The sequence below is a fragment of the Calothrix sp. NIES-2098 genome (assembly GCF_963875125.1).
Taxonomy (GTDB): Bacteria; Cyanobacteriota; Cyanobacteriia; order Cyanobacteriales; family Nostocaceae; genus Aulosira.
On record NZ_CAWNKJ010000001.1, the window covers coordinates 3,855,996 to 3,873,736 of the forward strand.

General features: G+C 42.5%; 22 protein-coding genes. 9 read left to right on the plus strand and 13 right to left on the minus strand.

What is annotated here, in order from left to right; genetic code table 11:
* Positions 1-3: 3 nt before the first annotated feature.
* From AACU33_RS16190 to AACU33_RS16230, 9 genes are all read left to right on the plus strand, one after another.
* Positions 4-474 (plus strand): DUF2656 domain-containing protein, encoded by a 471-nt coding sequence (locus AACU33_RS16190; protein WP_339376066.1) that lies wholly within the window; start codon positions 4-6, stop codon positions 472-474.
* Between the two features lie 32 nt (positions 475-506).
* Entirely contained in the window at positions 507-1,211 is a 705-nt protein-coding gene (locus AACU33_RS16195; protein ID WP_096589655.1) for an ankyrin repeat domain-containing protein, read from the plus strand.
* Positions 1,212-1,589: 378 nt separating this feature from the next.
* Positions 1,590-2,450 carry a phycobilisome linker polypeptide gene (locus AACU33_RS16200; protein WP_096589656.1) on the plus strand — a complete coding sequence of 287 codons (861 nt, stop codon included), beginning with the start codon at positions 1,590-1,592 and terminating at the stop codon, positions 2,448-2,450.
* Positions 2,451-2,489: 39 nt separating this feature from the next.
* Positions 2,490-3,239 carry a phycobilisome rod-core linker polypeptide gene (locus tag AACU33_RS16205; protein ID WP_096589657.1) on the plus strand — a complete coding sequence of 250 codons (750 nt, stop codon included), beginning with the start codon at positions 2,490-2,492 and terminating at the stop codon, positions 3,237-3,239.
* A gap of 100 nt (positions 3,240-3,339) precedes the next feature.
* On the plus strand, positions 3,340-4,098 hold the full coding sequence (locus tag AACU33_RS16210; RefSeq protein WP_096595276.1) for a phycobilisome rod-core linker polypeptide: 759 nt from the start codon (positions 3,340-3,342) through the stop codon (positions 4,096-4,098).
* 97 nt (positions 4,099-4,195) lie between these two features.
* On the plus strand, positions 4,196-4,726 hold the full coding sequence (locus AACU33_RS16215; RefSeq protein WP_096589658.1) for a phycobiliprotein lyase: 531 nt from the start codon (positions 4,196-4,198) through the stop codon (positions 4,724-4,726).
* Positions 4,727-4,919: 193 nt separating this feature from the next.
* Complete coding sequence (locus AACU33_RS16220; RefSeq protein WP_096589659.1) at positions 4,920-5,543, plus strand: chromophore lyase CpcT/CpeT; 624 nt, start codon at positions 4,920-4,922, stop codon at positions 5,541-5,543.
* Positions 5,521-5,883: a CpeR family transcriptional regulator gene (locus AACU33_RS16225; protein WP_096589660.1), complete on the plus strand. Its 363-nt coding sequence runs from the start codon at positions 5,521-5,523 to the stop codon at positions 5,881-5,883. Before AACU33_RS16220 ends, AACU33_RS16225 begins: the two co-directional genes overlap by 23 nt.
* Before the next feature lie 213 nt (positions 5,884-6,096).
* On the plus strand, positions 6,097-6,840 hold the full coding sequence (locus tag AACU33_RS16230; protein ID WP_096589661.1) for a 3-oxoacyl-ACP reductase family protein: 744 nt from the start codon (positions 6,097-6,099) through the stop codon (positions 6,838-6,840).
* 3 nt (positions 6,841-6,843) lie between these two features.
* Here the strand turns inward: AACU33_RS16230 and AACU33_RS37595 are convergent, their stop codons facing one another.
* From AACU33_RS37595 to AACU33_RS16295, 13 genes are all read right to left on the minus strand, one after another.
* The gene (locus AACU33_RS37595; RefSeq protein ID WP_445291790.1) at positions 6,844-7,044 is read right to left on the minus strand and encodes a DUF928 domain-containing protein; all 201 of its coding nucleotides are present in this window, start codon (positions 7,042-7,044) and stop codon (positions 6,844-6,846) included.
* Positions 7,045-7,123: 79 nt separating this feature from the next.
* Positions 7,124-7,741 carry a HEAT repeat domain-containing protein gene (locus AACU33_RS16240; protein ID WP_096589662.1) on the minus strand — a complete coding sequence of 206 codons (618 nt, stop codon included), beginning with the start codon at positions 7,739-7,741 and terminating at the stop codon, positions 7,124-7,126.
* Positions 7,742-7,784: 43 nt separating this feature from the next.
* Positions 7,785-8,264: a GNAT family N-acetyltransferase gene (locus tag AACU33_RS16245; protein WP_096589663.1), complete on the minus strand. Its 480-nt coding sequence runs from the start codon at positions 8,262-8,264 to the stop codon at positions 7,785-7,787.
* 26 nt (positions 8,265-8,290) lie between these two features.
* Positions 8,291-9,580: a HEAT repeat domain-containing protein gene (locus AACU33_RS16250; RefSeq protein ID WP_096589664.1), complete on the minus strand. Its 1,290-nt coding sequence runs from the start codon at positions 9,578-9,580 to the stop codon at positions 8,291-8,293.
* A 205-nt stretch (positions 9,581-9,785) separates the two neighbouring features.
* Positions 9,786-10,280: a C-phycoerythrin subunit alpha gene (cpeA, locus tag AACU33_RS16255; protein ID WP_096589665.1), complete on the minus strand. Its 495-nt coding sequence runs from the start codon at positions 10,278-10,280 to the stop codon at positions 9,786-9,788.
* Positions 10,281-10,359: 79 nt separating this feature from the next.
* Positions 10,360-10,914, minus strand: coding sequence for a C-phycoerythrin subunit beta (gene cpeB, locus AACU33_RS16260; protein WP_096577369.1), 555 nt, complete (start codon positions 10,912-10,914; stop codon positions 10,360-10,362).
* Between the two features lie 409 nt (positions 10,915-11,323).
* Complete coding sequence (locus AACU33_RS16265) at positions 11,324-11,491, minus strand: NblA/ycf18 family protein (RefSeq protein ID WP_096595277.1); 168 nt, start codon at positions 11,489-11,491, stop codon at positions 11,324-11,326.
* Positions 11,492-11,732: 241 nt separating this feature from the next.
* Positions 11,733-11,870 carry a hypothetical protein gene (locus AACU33_RS16270; RefSeq protein WP_339376067.1) on the minus strand — a complete coding sequence of 46 codons (138 nt, stop codon included), beginning with the start codon at positions 11,868-11,870 and terminating at the stop codon, positions 11,733-11,735.
* Positions 11,871-11,991: 121 nt separating this feature from the next.
* Complete coding sequence (locus AACU33_RS16275) at positions 11,992-12,855, minus strand: STM4011 family radical SAM protein (protein WP_096589666.1); 864 nt, start codon at positions 12,853-12,855, stop codon at positions 11,992-11,994.
* A 37-nt stretch (positions 12,856-12,892) separates the two neighbouring features.
* Complete coding sequence (locus AACU33_RS16280) at positions 12,893-14,110, minus strand: hypothetical protein (protein WP_096589667.1); 1,218 nt, start codon at positions 14,108-14,110, stop codon at positions 12,893-12,895.
* 57 nt (positions 14,111-14,167) lie between these two features.
* Positions 14,168-15,436: a hypothetical protein gene (locus AACU33_RS16285; protein ID WP_096589668.1), complete on the minus strand. Its 1,269-nt coding sequence runs from the start codon at positions 15,434-15,436 to the stop codon at positions 14,168-14,170.
* Positions 15,437-15,517: 81 nt separating this feature from the next.
* The gene (locus tag AACU33_RS16290) at positions 15,518-16,918 is read right to left on the minus strand and encodes an STM4012 family radical SAM protein (protein ID WP_096589669.1); all 1,401 of its coding nucleotides are present in this window, start codon (positions 16,916-16,918) and stop codon (positions 15,518-15,520) included.
* Positions 16,919-16,933: 15 nt separating this feature from the next.
* Entirely contained in the window at positions 16,934-17,734 is an 801-nt protein-coding gene (locus AACU33_RS16295) for an STM4013/SEN3800 family hydrolase (RefSeq protein ID WP_096589670.1), read from the minus strand.
* Positions 17,735-17,741: the final 7 nt, after the last annotated feature.

A 17,741-nucleotide genomic window follows, 5' to 3' on the forward strand; every position in this document is an offset into this window, starting at 1 on the left:
TAAATGTTTAATCAATCTCCAGGGCGAATGCTGCTCTCTCACAACTTTGATGTTTCTCCTGAAACGATACCAGCCCTCAGCCGCGAAGAATTTGCTGAAGTATTTAGATCGGGCTTGAGTGCCTACGAAAACTTGCAATGCAGGCTGGTGAATCATCCTCATTGGATTTTAGAAATTTTATTCCCTGCCAATGAATTTTTGCCGCAGCAAGTTGGAGAAATCTGTGCAAAAGCCTTAGCAGAAAAACGGCGATCGCAACAATTGAGTGCAGAAACTATCCCAGAAATTCTGGTTTTAGGTGGTATCAAAACGACTCCTCCCACTAGCGATTCTCCTGATGCCCTGCAACCAGGTAACTGGGGTGTGGATGTAGTAGAAACTCATTCTGGTGAGACATTTTTACAGGCGATCGCATGGGATGCCACCATTGCCCAAAAACCCGCAGACAGTGTATTCAAAGTTGAACTCAAGTAAGCTTGAGCAAATAATTACAAATTACTTTAACAATGCCTTCTCTTAACGAAGATTTGATCCGCGTGATCGTTAAAGGTGACACTTCTGCTGTGAATAGCTTATTAGCCCAAGGCGCAGATGCCAATACCACCGGGGGAGTTACAGCCGTAGGAGCTAGTAATACAGCATTGATGTGGGCAGCCACAGAAGGTTATCTAGAAATTGTGGAATTGTTGCTGGCGCATAATGCTGATGTGAATGTGAAAAATCCAGCAGGCTACACAGCTTTGATGTTTGCCGCAGAAGGCGATCGCCGGAATATTGTTTCCCTATTACTCGATCGCGGTGCTGATATAGGCGATCGCAATCACTATGGGGAAACTGTGCTAATGACAATGGCGCGGCGAGGTCAAACAGATATTGTGCAACGCCTAGTGCAGATGGGTGCAGAGGTGAATGCTACTAATAAAATCGGTGACACAGCATTATACTTAGCAGCCGATAATGGGCATACTTATACAGTGAAAGCGTTGATTGAACTCGGTGCCCAAGTAAATACCGCCAACATTGGTGGTTGGACTCCTCTGATGATGGCAGCAGCTAGAGGCGATTTGGAAACTATGACCATTTTGTTAGAACATGGCGCAGACTTTCGCCCCAAGAATCGCTGGGGTGCTACAGCATTGAGTGAAGCCCGCAATTCTTTCCGTTCTGCTCAAGCAGTAGATTTGTTAATCCGCGCAGGGGCGACGGAGTAGAGGAGGCAAGGGAGATGAGGGAGTGTGGGGAGTGTGGGGAAAAATGAGACAGACGATCGATGACCAATGACTTTTGACCCTTGACTCATAAATAAAAATCGTTTGTGCAAACTGAGTGCAAAATTGCCTCATTTCATCAAGATTTACAAATCTTGATACTCATCGTTACGCGCTCATAAGAAAATGATCATAACAAAGCGTATAAAACGCCTAAAAAGCTTGAGCATCTAGGAAATCACAACTTCCATGCCTATGGAAGCTGGCAATTTGAGTTGCAACAAATTATTCAGCGATTTGATTGACCTGGGTGAACAATCTGAATTTTATTTACAAATTGAAACAAACTTCTTAAACTTTCGTTAACAGGAGAAACAATTAATGCCATTTGGACCAGCTTCACGCCTGGGAGTCAGCCTGTTTGAAGAGACCCCTCCCGTTGAGTGGGTGCCAGGTCGCTCGCAAGAGGAAGCAGAAACAATCATTCGGGCAGTCTATCGGCAAGTATTAGGCAATGCCTATGTGATGGAAAGCGAACGGCTCACCGTCCCCGAATCCCAGTTTAAGCGGGGTGAATTGAGTGTCCGCGAGTTTGTCCGAGCAGTGGCTAAATCTGAACTCTATCGTTCTCGCTTTTTTACCAGTTGTGCGCGCTACCGGGCGATCGAACTCAACTTTCGCCATTTGCTAGGGCGTCCACCGCTGGATTTAGAAGAAATGCGCTCCCACAGCACCATTCTTGATACTCAAGGGTTTGAAGCTGAGATTGATTCTTATCTCGATAGCGATGAGTATCAATCAACCTTTGGTGAGAATATTGTGCCTTATATTAGAGGCTACAAAACTGAAGCGCTTCAGAGCATGGTGCAATTTACCCATACCTTCCAACTGGTACGAGGTGCTTCTAGCAGCAGTCTAAAGGGTGACTTGTCGGGCAAAGCTCCTAAGCTGAATTCATTGGTAATTCAAAGCACACCCACGGCAGTAATTTCACCCGCTAGTGCTGGAGCTACCTTCTCTACACCTCCCACGGGTGCGCGTACTCGTCTTGGAGTTGATGCTAGTGCAGGTGGAAAAGTTTACCGCATTGAAGTTACAGGTTATCGTGCCAAAACCTTCAATAGTATTTCCAAGTTTCGCCGTTCTAACCAAGTCTTTCTGGTGCCATACGACAAGCTCTCTCAAGAGTATCAGCGAATTCACCAGCAAGGCGGCGTGATAGCAAGTATCACTGCTGTATAAATCAGGTGCAAACTAAAAAATTGAGGAGCAGAGATTTCAATGGCATCCCAGACAATTCTTGAACTTTGGCCTTCTAGTAGCTTAGAAGAAGTTCAAACTATTATCCGTGCAGTTTACAAACAAGTTTTAGGCAACCCTCATGTCATGGAGAGTGAGAGGTTGGTGACAGCAGAATCACAATTATGCGATCGCTCCATCACCGTGCGCGAATTTGTCCGCACTGTTGCCAAATCTGATTTTTATCGTACCCGCTACTTCTCCTCCTGCGCTCCCTACCGTTTTGTAGAACTCAACTTCCTCCACTTGCTTGGTCGCGCCCCCCAAGATCAACGAGAAGTTTCCGAACACATTGTTCGCACTGTAGCCGAGGGCTATGATGCTGAGATTGACTCCTACATCGATAGCAGTGAATATCAAACAGCCTTTGGCGAAAATGTAGTACCTTACTATCGCGGTAAAAGCAGCAATGCTAACCCCAAACAAGTAGGCTACAACCGGATATTTGCCCTTGATCGCGGCCCTGCGCAAGTTGACAGTGCGGTTAAATCTGCTCAATTGGTCTATGCTGTTGCTACCAACAGTGCCAATGCGATTAAAGCCTCTTCAGCCAACGTTATTGGCTCTGGCACCGAAAAACGGTTCAAAATCGTGGTGACAGGTTCCAAATTCGACAGCCCCCGCCGCATCAGCACTACTGAGTATATTGTTCCAGCTAGTAAGATGACTCCGCAAATTCAGCGAATTAATCGTACTTCTGGCAAAATCATCAGCATTACTGAAATTGCGTAAGATTTAACAGGCTGGGCATTGCCCAGCCAAAATGATTACTTTTTTAATTTGCAATTTTTCCAAAAATTTCTCGAAAATCCTAAATTTAGGAGGCTTTGACATGGCACTTTGGATAGAAGCCGAGTCCGTTGAATTACGCCCCAACGCCACCGAGGACGATCTGCAAGCTGCGATCGCCGCAGTATATAGGCAAGTGTTGGGCAATGCACATATCTTTGAAAGCCAACGCCTTACCAGCGCAGAGTCTCAATTGCGTCACGGCGATATTACGGTTGCTGGCTTTGTCAGAGCCGTGGCTCAATCGGATCTATATCGTTCGCTGTTTTTTGAAACTTCTTCTCCCTACCGTTTTATCGAATTAAACTTTAAACATTTGCTCGGTCGCGCCCCGCAAGATCAAGCAGAAATTGCGGCACACGTGCAAATTTACAACACACAAGGTTATGCAGCAGAAATAAACTCCTACATTGATAGTGATGAATACATTAGGAGTTTTGGCGACCATATCGTACCCTATGCCCGTGGTAATCGCACCCAAGTTGGTGTTAAAAATGTTACTTTTAACCGTACTTTTAGCTTAATGCGGGGATTTGCTGCCAACGATCTGGGCAAATCAGCAAAATTGATTAGCGATATTGGTGCTAACCTCGCAACCAAAATTGTTACCCCATCTGGGGGTTCTGGTGCTGCTAGCAATACAGGTAAGAGATTCCGCATCTCGGTCTCTAGAGCCAATTTTGGTGTTCGGGTAACTAAAAGTGTCGCCACCTTTGAAGTTGGATACAACCAGCTAGCTCAAAAAATTCAGAGTATCCAAAAAACAGGAGGCAAAATTATTAGTATTGCGGAAATAGCTTAACGCTGCCAATGGAGAATTTCCTAACCTTTAACTTTGGGTAAATTGGGACATTCTCCAATCTAAAAGCAAATAGCTAACAAGGGAAACCAAAGAGTTGATGGATATTACAAAGTTTGTTGCAAATTCTATAGGTCATTGGCGATCGCAACGCAGTGCCCATCATTTAGCATTCGGTCACTTTGAAGCCGTACAGTCTGAGATAGATATCATTGCGCTCCCAGATGACGATCCGGAAGTGATTGAATTGTGTAAAACCTATAACATCGATCCTCAGACAGCGGTTTCCCCATTTCGGATGAGTTGGGAAGGTCAATCAGACTGGGACGACAATGAAATTAAAGGTACTTGTGTCCTGGTTCCGATTCCCGATCCAACTCATCCCAATCGCGGCAAACTCCTGCGCGATCGCGGCTATGCAGAAACAATGGCGGCCGCTGGCGACTATCACTTGACGGAAGACGGCACATTCGTGCTAGTCACCGCCTACGATCGCGCCGCCGCCGAAGAAAAAATCTGGTTTGCTAATCCTAATGTTCGTTGTCGGGTTTCCCTAATTAAAACTAGTGCTGGTTCAGGAGTTGTCACTGCCTCATTTTCTTCCGAAATCCGCCAAAGCGTTCGCAGTTAAACTACATCCAACAATGCCGCACTAGGCATTTCTAGTCATATATATACAACGTCAGATCGTGCAGTTTAAAGATGAACTGAGCGCGTCAGCTTTGCTATGTCATTTTTCATTTGTTAATAGATACTTTCGCCATAGATTAATGTCATCATTTTGAATTTTGATTCTTGTATTATTTATTTATCCTCATCTACTTATGACCTCTTCACTACCAAATATTTGCCAAACTGGATCGCATAATTTAATTACCTTAGCTCGGTGGATGGCAGGTGATTTTAGCAATTATCAACAGGCATTTAAAAATCCTAAAGAATACGCTCATATTCACGTTTTCTTTCGTCCATTACCGTTTGAATTTTTCTCAGGAATTGGGCTTTATTCAGAACAGGTTTATGACTATGATTTGTGGCGACCTTATCGACAAGGAGTGCATCGCTTAGTAGATCGGGGGGACGAGATTTATATCGAAAATTACAGTTTAAAAAATGCCCTTCTTTATGCTGGTGCAGCCCGTGAGTTAAGCATTCTCAGAACCATCACCCCAGATTGCATCGAACGCCGATATCACTGCTCAATGATTTTCAAACGAGAAGGAGATAGATTTATCGGCGGTGTTGAACCTGGAAACTTGTGCTTGATTGAAAAAAATGGCTGCCAGACTTATCTCCATAGTTACGTTGAAATCACACAAAATACTTGGGTCAGCCTCGATCGAGGGCTAGATGTAAATACACACGAGCAGGTTTGGGGGTCTGCCTTTGGGCCTTTGCAGTTTGAAAAGCGGGAGAGTTTTGCCCATGAAGTCCCAAACATCCTATGATCTTTCCCTGCCTAATCTGGCTGTTAAAGCAAATATGCTACCCCCAGAAGCGCAGAAAAAAATGCAGTGCTGGATTCGCAGCAGGCATTTAATTTGTTCGGGTAATTTCTTCGTTTTTGAAACTGTAGACTATAGTGCTATTGAGCGTTTTTCCCAATGTGTGGGAGCGTTAGGAGGTACTGTAATTTCGGTCGATCCAATTGACAAAATTTGGATGGGCGCTCATCGGCAAGTAATTCTGTATCAAGCAAGAGCCAGTTTACATACACCCTGCCACAATTTGAAACAATATTGGCTAAAATACGGAGGCTTTCGCAGCCGATTTGATGAGCAAGTGTAAAGTAATTCACTTGACATCAAATCTCAATGAGGTTGAGTAATGATTTTACCGAGAATATTTTTTGAAAAAATCGGGGATCTGAACAATCGTAAGTAATATTCCATTTTGACCAAGAAGCGATGTCTTCTCCTGTCGGAAAACACACTTGTTAAATGTTCCATTCAGATATACCTTGTTTAGCAAAAGGTACAAAATTATTCCCAAAAACCGATCGTGACAAATAAACTTGCAGGAAAGGTTGCATTGATTACGGGTGGCTCGCGCGGTCTAGGAGCAGCCATTGTCAAACGTCTTGCCCATGATGGTGCTGCCGTTGCTTTCACCTACACCAGTTCGCAGCAAAAAGCCGATGAGATTGTACGTGGCATTGAATCAGCAGGTGGCAAAGCCTTAGCTATCCAAGCTGACAGTGCAGATGTGGCAGCAGTGAAAAATGCCGTCACCGAGACAGTGAAAGCCTTTGGTCGCCTCGACATCCTTGTGAACAATGCTGGAACTGCCATCTTAGCTCCAATAGACGAGTTTTCCTTGGATGATTTCGATCGGCTAGTTGCAATTAACATTAAAGGCGTCTTTGTCGCCAGCCAAGAGGCTGTTCGCCACATGGGCGTGGGCGGACGCATCATCACAATCGGTAGTGTTAACAGCGAGTCTGTTCCCTTTCCTGGCGCTTCTGTCTACGCCTTAACTAAGGGTGCAGTTGCCAGTTTTACCCGCGGTCTGGCCCGCGATCTCGGCCCGCGCGGGATTACAGTCAACAACATTCAGCCCGGCCCCATCGACACCGATTTGAACCCGGCAGATGGCTCCTTTGCCGAAACACTTAAACAACTGGTCGCTCTCGGTCGCTATGGAAAGACTGATGAGGTGGCTGGCATGGTTTCCTATCTCGCTAGTGATGAGGCGGGTTTCATCACTGGTGCCAGCCTGAATATTGATGGCGGCTTCACTGCTTAGAGCCTATTGCGAAGCTGTAGGCGATCGCTCCATGTTGTAAGCTGGAGCGATCGGTTTATTAGCCAACTCTGGCAAGTCTACATCTGCTAGCAATTTTTGCCAATCAGCTTGGAAGGTTGCTGTTTGTGGATGGCGACGGCGCAGTTGTACTAAGAGAGTGAGAGCGTTCAGATGCGATTTTCCGCATAGAAAATCACTCGCTATCGCTCAGATGATTGTTGCATTGCCAGAGCGTTATTCAATAGCCCTTCCTCCTACGAGACTGTTTTTCGTTGTGTTGGTATTATTTTTCTCCTCGCTGAAACTTCATTGTCATTTCTAGGCGAGATAATGCACTAGTGGCGGACTCGCGCACATAGGAATCGGTTGATTCATTCTCAATTAATGATTGTAAAACTTCCACACCTCGGCGATCGCCAATCGAGCCAAGGGCATTCACAATCGAGATTCCTAGCGCTGGGTTGTCTGTAGTTTGCAATGCTTCAATCAAAACATCGACAACGGGAGAACCAATTTCACCCAGCGCCATCACAGCAGCAATATGCACAACGGGATTGGGATCGTTGAGAGCAGTTTTTAAACCCTGTACGCCTTCAGCAGCAAAGGGAACATCTGGATGATTAATGGCGACTTGCGCTAGTGCTTTGGCTGCACTGCCGCGAACTGTGACATTATCACTATTCAGTAAGGCTTCTACTAGGGGTGTGACTGCATCAGGGCCGATCGCGCCTAAAGCTTTAACGGCGGCTCGTCTATAGGTGGTATCCTCTTCATCAAGAATACTCATCAAGCGAGGAATAGTTGTTTCATCGGGATTTTCAGCCAATTCCCACATTGCACGATCGCGGAGGTGGGGATTGGGGTGTTTGAGTTGTTGGAATAGTTCTTCTGTTGTCGGCATTTTTTTGAATTAAAAGATAATTAACAAACAGGATGATATTGATTTACGAAGGAGGAATCAGATCTAAACGCATTTCATTACTTTCCCTAAATCCCAAATTACTATAAAGTGGTTTCCCAGAAGGCGAGGCGTGAAGAATCGCACTGGTGCAATTGAGAGATTGGAGATGAGCGATCGCCATTTGAGTTAAGCGTTTGGCGATTCCTTGTTGACGATATGCTTCCTCAACATAAACTCCCCAAATATACCCATATTTTCTTTGTTGTTCGGCGAGAACATGAGGATACAATCCGGCAAATAGTTGACAGCCTACAGAACCCACAATTTCTGAGTTGATTTCGGCGATAAAAGCTTTATAAGCTAGTGTCTGACGTGCAAGATCGATAAATGCCAAAGTTGTCTCTAGCCAATTAACTTGCATGGATGCTTCCGGAACGCCATTGTCGCGCCATAACTGGAAAAAATGACGGGCAATGGTTGTATCATCATCTATATTGGCTTCTCGAAAGCGGATAGCATCCATAGTTGGGGATTTTCACAAGAGCAAAATTAGGCTGTGATTTCTTGATTTTTTAGGGTGCTTGAGGCTTTGGCGGCAATTAACCAATCACTATCTTGTGTTGCTTGTTCGTGTTTGCTGATGTCACCCAGTTTTTCTAGTGCCATCAATGCTGCATACTTCAAATCCCAGATTTTGGTTTCTAGACAAGTTTTCAGTTCGGGAATGGCTTTTGGATCTCCGAGTTCGCCAAGTGCGATCGCAGCTGCTGCCCGCGATTTTTGAAACTGTGGTTGTTTGTTATGCAAGCCTTCAACTATTAAATCGTAAGCTGGAGCGTGTTTCAACCAACCGAACAACTTGATGACATGAAAGTGGGCACCATAATCATTATTTGCTTCTGCGGCGTAAGTAGCAAATAGAGCCTCAGGAGCAGTATCGGCGTAATGCTCCAAAATGGTTTTAGCTGCTAAATAGCAGCGTCCAAAGTCTGTTTCGTACAAACCCCGAATCAACATTTCCAGAGTTGGGAGGCGATCGTAACTATGGACTAAATTTAAATTTTGGGGATGGTCGTATAATGTCTGCTCTAAATAGGGTTGAATTTTCGCAAAAGTAATTGCCCCAGTAGAGATTCCGGCTTCTGCTAATGTGCGAATGCCTCGCAGCCGAAAAACCAGGGATACAGGACATTTGGCAATGTGAGGAATTGCATCATAGTAACGTGCATCCATCAAATCTTGGATAGACAACCGCCGTCCTAAAACATTCGGATGCTGCAATATATTCACCACTTTTTGCATTTGGGAATAGTCGCCAGTTAAGCGACAAACTGCGGCGATCGCTGCACTGGCTGTAGGCGGATCGCTGTCATTCACAAATTTGCGAATGCGTTCTAGGGCAGGTTGATAGTTAAACTTGGTTAATGTATGGATAATCACGCGATAAGTTTGCCCTGGCTTGTCTAGCAATTGCGCCACATCTTCTAATATATCGGGGTCTTGAGTACCAATTTCACCGATCGCCCAAGCAGCATTTTCCACGGTATAGCAGTCTTCGTCAAAAAGACAGGTGCGGATTACTGGCAAGGCTGACTCAGCTTGCAGTCGTCCCAAAGTCTCTACCGACTTACGACGGACGATTCGATTATCCAACGAGGGGTCAGTTTGTTGCACCGCCCGGATGAGGGCGTTGATTGACCGTTCTGTGGGGAAGTTGACTAAATGAGAAGCAGCAATATAACGCGAATCATTTTCGCTCAATTGGTCTTGAGGCGTATCCAAAAGAGCGATCGCTTGGTCTTCTGTGAGATTAAATAAATTAAAAAAGCGTTTATCCATATATATAGATCTTAGCTGTTAACGATCGAGCCTTCAGCAAATATTCTTTAGTTTGAATCACCAATCACAAATGACCAATGACAAAACAAACCCAGAGATTCTTTGCCATTACTCAACCTTTACAGGCAAAGCAAACAGCCAAGAACCTCCAGGTTTGTAGGGTCATAATGTACCCATGCCACCAAATGACAAGTTTGACAACTGACTAGGAGAGAGAGTTGATAGCGTAGTCTAGTAAAGCATTGTACTCAGTCAATGCTTGAGCAGACATATCACGAGGCGCACAACCACGGTTACGAGCAAAGCTTAAAGCTTCAACATAAGGAGCAGTAGGTAAGCCTAAAGCGCGATAAACTTCACGTTGTCCAGCAATACCCCACTCATCCAATGGGCCAGTACCACCAACAACCAAAGAGTATTGGATCAGGCGTAGGTAGTGCTTGATGTCACGAGCACACTTAGCTTTGAAGGTATCGGTGGAGTTAGCTTCACCAGCGTTGTTCAAGTAGGGATACTTCTTGATCGCAGCGTTGTAAGCTTCGGTTGCTACTGCATCAATGTTGTTAGCTAGCTTTTCAGCAGCTTCTAAACGAGCAGATGCACGTTGGATAGAACCTTGTACGGATTCTAAATCAGAGGTGCTGGGGAAACGACCAGCAGCATCAGCAGATGCAATAACGGTGGTGACAACTGATTTCATTTCTTAAATCTCCCAAAAGGCTTTTTATTTAAACTGTGTTGGATGTCAATCTGTTGAGTGAATTGCAAATGGCAATAAATTAGCTCAATGCAGAGATTACGCGATCGAAGTAGCTAGAAGCTTCAGCAACTAAGCTAGCGCAACGATCTTCTACAACAGGAGTTCCCATCTTACGCAATTTGGCACCAGCACGAGCTTCGCTGGGAGTGTCTTGAATGTGAGCGGCAGCTTGAGCCTTCATGATTTGAACGGCACGTACTGTAGAGGTGGTGGGTACGCCTAGAGCAGCATAGGTTTCTTTTAGACCATTCAAACAACGATCGTCTAGAACTGAAGCGTCACCAGCTAATAGAGCGTAGGTTACATAACGTAAGATGATTTCTGCATCGCGTAAGCAAGCAGCCATACGACGGTTAGGATAGCAGTTACCACCAGCTTGGATTAAACCTTGGTTTTCGCAAATCATTCCTGCAACAGCATCAGAAACCATGCAGCTGGCGTTGCTGGCGATCGCATTTACAGCATCCAAGCGTCTGTTACCACTAGCAACGAAGGCTCTCAGAGCAGCAATATCAGATACGGTAGAAGTGCTAGCATCTGCTGAAACTACAGCTCTAGAAAAAGCATCAAGCATTTCGCTCTCCTTAATAATTCGTTTTCTCTGAAACTTGTTTGCCTGTTTCCTGAACAAGACAATATAGAACATAAAAGATGAAACCTATCTCAGTCTCAGTTATGAGAAACTAAGTAACAATCCTTAACAAACAATCCCCAGCCAGGATTGGTCTGACTGGGGATTGGGTAATAGGGAAGAAGAAATAACTTTTGACTTTTGAAGTTGTTGGGGCAAGCTTCCTTACAGAGGAACTACACTACAGAGAATTCCGCAATCGGAGTCTGCCGCCTTTGCTGACACAGTTATGAGATATTTTCTATTGAGAAATCCCTAACACCAGTTGGCGTTGAGATTGAACTTATGTATAACGCAATGCCACGAGAGAAGTCTGTGCATATCCTGAAATTTAACAAAAATTGCCAGCTAATTAAGCCTGCTTGAGAAGATGCTTAATCATATTGTCTTTGACCATTAACTGCCGCAGCACCTCTAAAAGCAGTTTTTGGGATTCTTCCTGGTTTAACCCCTTAATTTGCTCTTCGTAAACTTTGAGGTTGAATTTCTGCTCTAAGTTAAGCTCCATTGGGATATCCATAGTTTTTACTCTCCGGTGTTTCGCAATATTAGCTTTATCTATTCCCTGGATTAAGATTAACAAAAGTTACACCTGCTTGACAAGTGGGCGCTTTTAGACGATAGCGAATAAATCCATATAATCTTACTCATTGGAGGCAGGTAAAATACAAGCCAAACATATGTGCGATCGCACTAGTCCTACTTGTCTGCTTTCCAGAGTTGTTGTAACAAAGTTACACTTTGCTAGAGCTTTGAGTCCTCTACCAATTGGTGGTAAGCATGGGTGGAGATTTCATTAACCATTCCCACTCTGGAGAAAGATGGCGCGCACCAGAATCAGGAACTTCGTAGGCAGGGGCGCAGGTGAGTCCACTTGCCGTCTTGGCGGTTCCCGTCACGATGGCAAAGTGGCGAACCCGAAGGGCAGCAGGGAGAGAAAGAAAAATATTATTTAAGCAATACTGTTGCCAATTTACGAGGGTTCAACACCTGTAGAATAATCTACATAATTGCCGCAGGCTATATCCTCAAAGGCCAATTATCAGGAATTCTTTCTAATATCCCAGAACCAAACACCTGATTCATGTTTAAATAATCGAGATGAACGTAACCAATATGACAGTGACAAGTTTGGTTGGCACAAGGTCGATCGAGTAAAGCTGTTTCCCATTTACTATCATAAATATTACCAATTGGTGCTTTGATAAAATGACAGCGGCGGATTGTACCGTCACCATCAACAGAAATAGCTGACTTTCCAGCCTGACAAGATTTCCCAAAGCTAGAATAATGATGAGTATTTAATTCATATAACGGATCGATAGATTGAAAAAATTCTCTGTCTGCTGGTGATAAATTCGGAAGTTCAGCTTTGACAGCATTAATCCACAAATAAACGTGGCTTGGTAATTCTTGACGTAAAGCTGCTATTTCTGCTTTAAATTTCGGAAAACCGACAACTCCGACGCTGAATTTAACATTTTTGTTGTTGAGAGCTAAACATTTTTGTAAAAAGCGATCGCGTGACACCCATTCTGAATGAAAAGTAGCCCAAAGTGCCAATTTATCTTTATTACATTCCTCTACCCAATCTAGCTGACAAGAGAGATTAGTTTGAATTGCGGCTTTATTAACATTAGGTAAATGGGTTAATTTTACAAAGGCTTGCTGATACCAAGAATGGATTAAGGCTTCTCCCCAAGGAGTAAATAGAATTGAGAATTGATGTTGGGGATGTTGGGAAATCCAATTGACAAACTTTTCTAAAGATTGTTTATCGATAGCTAATTCTGCGGCTGTTTGTTGGCGTTTAGCAAAGGGGCAATATTCACAGCCATAGTTGCAACTAATTAAAGAACCGCGATAGAGGATGGTAAGGTGCATATTAGTTGAATATCTAAATTATTTTTTTAAAGCTTAATTATTCAGAAACAGAACAATAGCGATCTTCTGAGCTTTTTAGTGTATCTGTAATAACTTCAATATCTAGAAGTTTCAAACGTTCAACCATTTCTTCAGTTAAACAACTATCATAAAGGTTAAGAATATCTAGCTGATTCACAGCAGGACAATTGAGTAAAGCTTCAGCACCATCATCGCTTAAGTTTCCCATTGAAAGGTCTAAAACTTTGATTGTATTGATGATAGGAGAGTTAACAACAGCAGCAGCAATGTTATCTGCATATTCGCTGTTACGCAGTCCCAAATAAGTCAAGTTCGGAAATAAATCACCTGAAAAAATTGGCATTAAATCATCAATGGCAGAATTACCACCATATTCATCACTACCTAACCATAATTCTAAATGTTCTAATGCTGGTAGTTGAAGAGAGAGAATTTGAGCAATTTTGTCACGACCTAATCCTCCAGTTTCTACAATTAGCGCTTTCAAATGTTCGTGACGTAAAGAAATGAATTTTTCCCAAGGCTCACTGTATATGCGACAATCATCTCCACCACGCACTAGCAACATCTCTAGATTAGGAAATGCTTTTAAGATAAGGCTAATATCTTGAATAGTTGTCCAAGATATCTGGTAATCTATGTCATAAGGCCCGTAAAAAAGTGCTTTAATATTTTTGAGAATATTTGGAGGTAAAATGCGCCATAAGTCATAGTAACCTCGAAATATCAAAGCTTCTACTTTATTGACTTCTGGTTCTTTTAAAAAGGAAGTTATATCATCATATACAACATCATCTAATACATAAGCTTTTTCAGCAGGATTTTGCAGACCTATTTGAGAATCATAGCTTGCAACTTGTCGATTGTAGAATTTTTTGTAAGTATTATAGATATATCCAGAATTTAAAGTTTCATCTATTCGCTCAAATAAGTCCCAATACTTATATTTTTGCAAAACTTGTTTGACTTGCGGTTCAATGCGATCGCGTAATAAATGATAGGCTGTTTGACGGATTTTTCTTGAGCGATCGTGCAATGACTGAATTATTAAATTTAAACCTTCTGCTTGATAATTTAATGCATCTTGAACAGCCGCTATACGTATCTCTATATTAGGACTTACTAAACGCCTCTTAACACCTTCGATACCACCTAATACAGCATCACGTATAGGCGGTGTTTCTCCTCCAAGTACCGCATCAAATTCTCTCGGTTCATTTTGATTGTTAGTCATATTTTCTGCCAGGGTAAGTTTCTCATTTACCTAATTATGGAATAACTTATTTTTAAATTATTCGGTTACTGTGCAGTAGCGATCGCCTTCATATTCATAAATTCGATTACCTTCTGCAATGACACGAACATCCATTTGCCAAAGCAATTCAAGCATTTCATCAGTTACATAAGTTTCTGATATATTGAGCATATCTAATTGATTGATTACAGGAGAATTGAGTAAAATTTTTGCTCCTTCATCGGTTAAATTTCCGAGAGAAATGTCTAACACTTTAATTTTTTGCAAAACTGGTGCTTGAACTATTTCACGAGCTATCTCATTACTATATTCACTATTGCGTAACCCTAAATATATAAGATTAGGAAATAAATCTTCATAAAGAAGAGGAGTTAAATCTTCAACAGAACAAGTACATCCATAGTTAAGGCTACCCAACCATATTTCCAGATGTTCTAATGCTGGTAATTGAAGAGAGTACAATTGTAAGAGAGATTCTTGCCGCAGTCCTCCGGTTTCTATAATCAGAGCCTTTAATTTCTCATGTCGTATTGGATTAAACATCCTATGAGTGTTACCACCACGAATCTTTAATATTTCTAAATTAGGGTAAGCTTCTAATACTGGGCTGATATAGTTATGACTCATGTGAGAAATCATCGACTCATCATCTGTGACATCGCCTATGAATACAGCCTTAAGATTACTTAGTTTATCCTGAGCATTCACAAGAAAATTGACAATATTTTGTGATGAATCACTTTCAAAAACGTCTGAATGCCACATTCCAAAAACTAAAGCTTCTACCTTGCCAACTTGTGAATCTTCTAAAAGTAATTCAAGCTTGTCTGCAATAAATTCGTCTCCATCTCGATTAGTTCGGAAAGCGTATGCAGTTCCTACAGGGTCAGTTATACCAACTTGTGAATTATATTCCTCTACTTGACGATGTGCAAATTTTTTAGAGTGCCATCTTATGAAACTCGCTCCTGTACGTTTCTCTAGTTCCCAGCGTTCTTTTAAAAACCAAGGTTTATAACTTTGCAAAGCCGCTATAGCTTGAGGTTCATTTCTTTCACTTAGTAAAACACAAGCATATCTTCGTACCCTTCCTGATTTATCTTGTAAAGCTTGAATTATCAAATTTAGACCTGATGCACCATATTGAAGTGCATCATGAAGTGCGTCTTCTCTATCTTCTATAAATTGACTCGATAAACGTCTCTTAATCCCTTCGATACCACCTAAGACAGCGTCATAAATAGGTGGTGTTTCTCCGCCGAGTACCACATCAAATTCTCTAGGTTCATTTTGATTGTTGGTCATATTTTTTCCCACGGTAGATGTCATGTAATTTTTTTTAGAAAAGTGATGTATCGCTTCTCTACAAATCTGGCTTTAACCCTATTATTTCAACTCATAACCCTGCATTAATTCCTGAACTTCCTCAGAAAATAACCACGCACCAATAGTATCAGAACGCTCAATTCCAAATTCAGTTAACTGTAAAATCTCCTCATGTTTTATCGCCAAATTTAAAGTCAGCAATTCTGATAATTCTGGAAAATCAGCGTACACATCACTTCCAAATCGCTGACGATAAGCAAGCAAATTTAATCCTTCATGAGAAAGTAAAGATAACAGAATATACCGCCGACGTTGTTCTTCTGCATCTAATTGAAAACCATAATGCGCATATTCAAATAACTCATCGGGTGTTTGAATATATGCTTGCAAAATATCGCTGATTCCCTTTGCACCCACCGCATACTCATTAGAATAGTGCAAAGTATCCGTGTAGGAACGTGCGCCACAACCTAAACCAACCATCCCGTCAGCTTGACAGCAGTAGACGGGGGAGGGGAGGGATGAGGGAGATGAGGGAGTGTGAGGAGATGAGGGAGGAAGATTACTACCTTGTCCCCCATCCACCCGTTGAAACATCCGCATGGAAATCTGGGTATATCCTTGCGATAATAAGAGCGATCGCCCTTCGCGGTAACAAGCTAAACGAATATCGTCCCATTCTTTATCTGTGCGTCCCAAACCCGTCAGCGGTCGCACATATAATGGATATAGATAAATTTCCTCTGGTTGAAAGCGCAAAGCAGCCTGTATTGATTGCAACCAAGTATTTACAGTTTGACCGGGTAAACCGTAAATCAGGTCAATATTCAAAGTCGGAAATCCAGCGGCTTTTATCCTTGTTAAGGCCGCTTCAACCTGAGTAGTCGATTGACGGCGCTGGGTGGCTAAGACTTCGGACTCAATGAAACTTTGGACACCAATACTAACACGATCGACAGAGTGCGATCGCAACAGTTTTAACTTCTCCTCAGTCGCGGTTTCTGGTGAAACTTCCACAGAAATCGGAATTTCCTGCAACTTTGCACCCATAGTATTTTCCGCAATATCGAAAATAGTTTCCAAGTGCTGAATAGGTAATTGCGTCGGAGTTCCCCCACCAATAGCGAACCTAGCAAAAGACGCATCACCCAACACCGCTTTCATCCGTTGCGCTTGTCGCTGTACCGTCCCGACATATTGACTGATAAAATCTTCATTGTGGCTGACTGTGGTAAACAAATTGCAGAAACCACAACGCATTTCACAAAACGGAATATGTATGTAGAGAAATAACGCTTGTCTATCTTGCTGCGTCCAAAGTTCGGGGAGATATATCGGCGGCGTAAAAGGACGGTAAGCTGTTTTGTGGGGATAAGAATAAACGTATGCTTGATAGGGAGACTGAGAAATTTTGGATTTTAGATTTTGGATTTTGGATTGGGGATTTTGGGTTTTAATCATAAAATTTCAAGGTTTTCATAAAATAAACTCTGCATAGGGAACCGTCCAAACAACGGGATGGCTAAGTCGATGTCCAGTGTAACCATCCTCACCATAAGTTGTCCCGTGGTCGGAACAGAGAATGCAAAAAGTAGAATTTCTTTTTCGTAAAGTATCCCAGAGTTTAGCTAATTGACTATCAACGTATTCTAAAGCTGCGGCGTGAGATTCAATAGTATCGATTTTATCCTTTGGATTAGGAAGGTAAAAATAATTTGGTTGATGTAAAGCTGAAATATTTATAAATAAAAATAGGCGTTGATTGTTGGGGGTTTTTTCTAAAATATTTCGCGCCAGATTTACCTGATTTTCTGTAGATTGGGGATGAGTAACACCTAATTCTGGACTCCAGTAACTTTCAGCGAACATCGAAGGGATTACATTCCCTAAAGGATTGCGTTTGTTAAAGAAACCAACGCCACCAATGCAAACTGTATGATATCCTTTAGCAGCTAATCCACTAACAATATTTGAGCTATCTAACACACAAGTTTCATCAGTTGTGGTGGTACTTCCTTCAAATCCTAATGCAAAAATTCGGGGGTGAATTCCTGGCGTTATCGGAGTAGGTAAAAAGCCAGCAAAAAAAGCATGATGCGCCGCGTAAGTGAAATTTCCGGGTGAATGGCGTTCTTCCCAACCTGTGTTTGGTAGAACTTTTTCTAAATTAGGAGTGCGTCCTTGTATGAGTAAATTTTTAGCTACATCGTAACGCAGTGTGTCTAGGGTGATAAACAGGATATCGTGAGTTCCCACGATTAAATTCATATTAAACATAGCTATG

What these genes read in the sequence shown, in the direction of transcription:
- AACU33_RS16275 (WP_096589666.1), bottom strand. Translation starts at nt 12,855, where the DNA reads ATGCACCTTACCATCCTCTATCGCGGTTCTTTAATTAGTTGCAACTAT.
- AACU33_RS16295 (WP_096589670.1), bottom strand. Translation starts at nt 17,734, where the DNA reads ATGTTTAATATGAATTTAATCGTGGGAACTCACGATATCCTGTTTATC.
- AACU33_RS16250 (WP_096589664.1), bottom strand. Translation starts at nt 9,580, where the DNA reads ATGGATAAACGCTTTTTTAATTTATTTAATCTCACAGAAGACCAAGCG.
- cpeA (WP_096589665.1), bottom strand. Translation starts at nt 10,280, where the DNA reads ATGAAATCAGTTGTCACCACCGTTATTGCATCTGCTGATGCTGCTGGT.
- AACU33_RS16205 (WP_096589657.1), top strand. Translation starts at nt 2,490, where the DNA reads ATGGCATCCCAGACAATTCTTGAACTTTGGCCTTCTAGTAGCTTAGAA.
- AACU33_RS16190 (WP_339376066.1), top strand. Translation starts at nt 4, where the DNA reads ATGTTTAATCAATCTCCAGGGCGAATGCTGCTCTCTCACAACTTTGAT.
- AACU33_RS16280 (WP_096589667.1), bottom strand. Translation starts at nt 14,110, where the DNA reads ATGACTAACAATCAAAATGAACCGAGAGAATTTGATGCGGTACTTGGA.
- cpeB (WP_096577369.1), bottom strand. Translation starts at nt 10,914, where the DNA reads ATGCTTGATGCTTTTTCTAGAGCTGTAGTTTCAGCAGATGCTAGCACT.
- AACU33_RS16290 (WP_096589669.1), bottom strand. Translation starts at nt 16,918, where the DNA reads ATGATTAAAACCCAAAATCCCCAATCCAAAATCCAAAATCTAAAATCC.
- AACU33_RS16285 (WP_096589668.1), bottom strand. Translation starts at nt 15,436, where the DNA reads ATGACCAACAATCAAAATGAACCTAGAGAATTTGATGTGGTACTCGGC.
- AACU33_RS16215 (WP_096589658.1), top strand. Translation starts at nt 4,196, where the DNA reads ATGGATATTACAAAGTTTGTTGCAAATTCTATAGGTCATTGGCGATCG.
- AACU33_RS16195 (WP_096589655.1), top strand. Translation starts at nt 507, where the DNA reads ATGCCTTCTCTTAACGAAGATTTGATCCGCGTGATCGTTAAAGGTGAC.
- AACU33_RS16245 (WP_096589663.1), bottom strand. Translation starts at nt 8,264, where the DNA reads ATGGATGCTATCCGCTTTCGAGAAGCCAATATAGATGATGATACAACC.
- AACU33_RS16200 (WP_096589656.1), top strand. Translation starts at nt 1,590, where the DNA reads ATGCCATTTGGACCAGCTTCACGCCTGGGAGTCAGCCTGTTTGAAGAG.
- AACU33_RS16220 (WP_096589659.1), top strand. Translation starts at nt 4,920, where the DNA reads ATGACCTCTTCACTACCAAATATTTGCCAAACTGGATCGCATAATTTA.
- AACU33_RS16265 (WP_096595277.1), bottom strand. Translation starts at nt 11,491, where the DNA reads ATGGATATCCCAATGGAGCTTAACTTAGAGCAGAAATTCAACCTCAAA.
- AACU33_RS16210 (WP_096595276.1), top strand. Translation starts at nt 3,340, where the DNA reads ATGGCACTTTGGATAGAAGCCGAGTCCGTTGAATTACGCCCCAACGCC.
- AACU33_RS16240 (WP_096589662.1), bottom strand. Translation starts at nt 7,741, where the DNA reads ATGCCGACAACAGAAGAACTATTCCAACAACTCAAACACCCCAATCCC.
- AACU33_RS16225 (WP_096589660.1), top strand. Translation starts at nt 5,521, where the DNA reads ATGAAGTCCCAAACATCCTATGATCTTTCCCTGCCTAATCTGGCTGTT.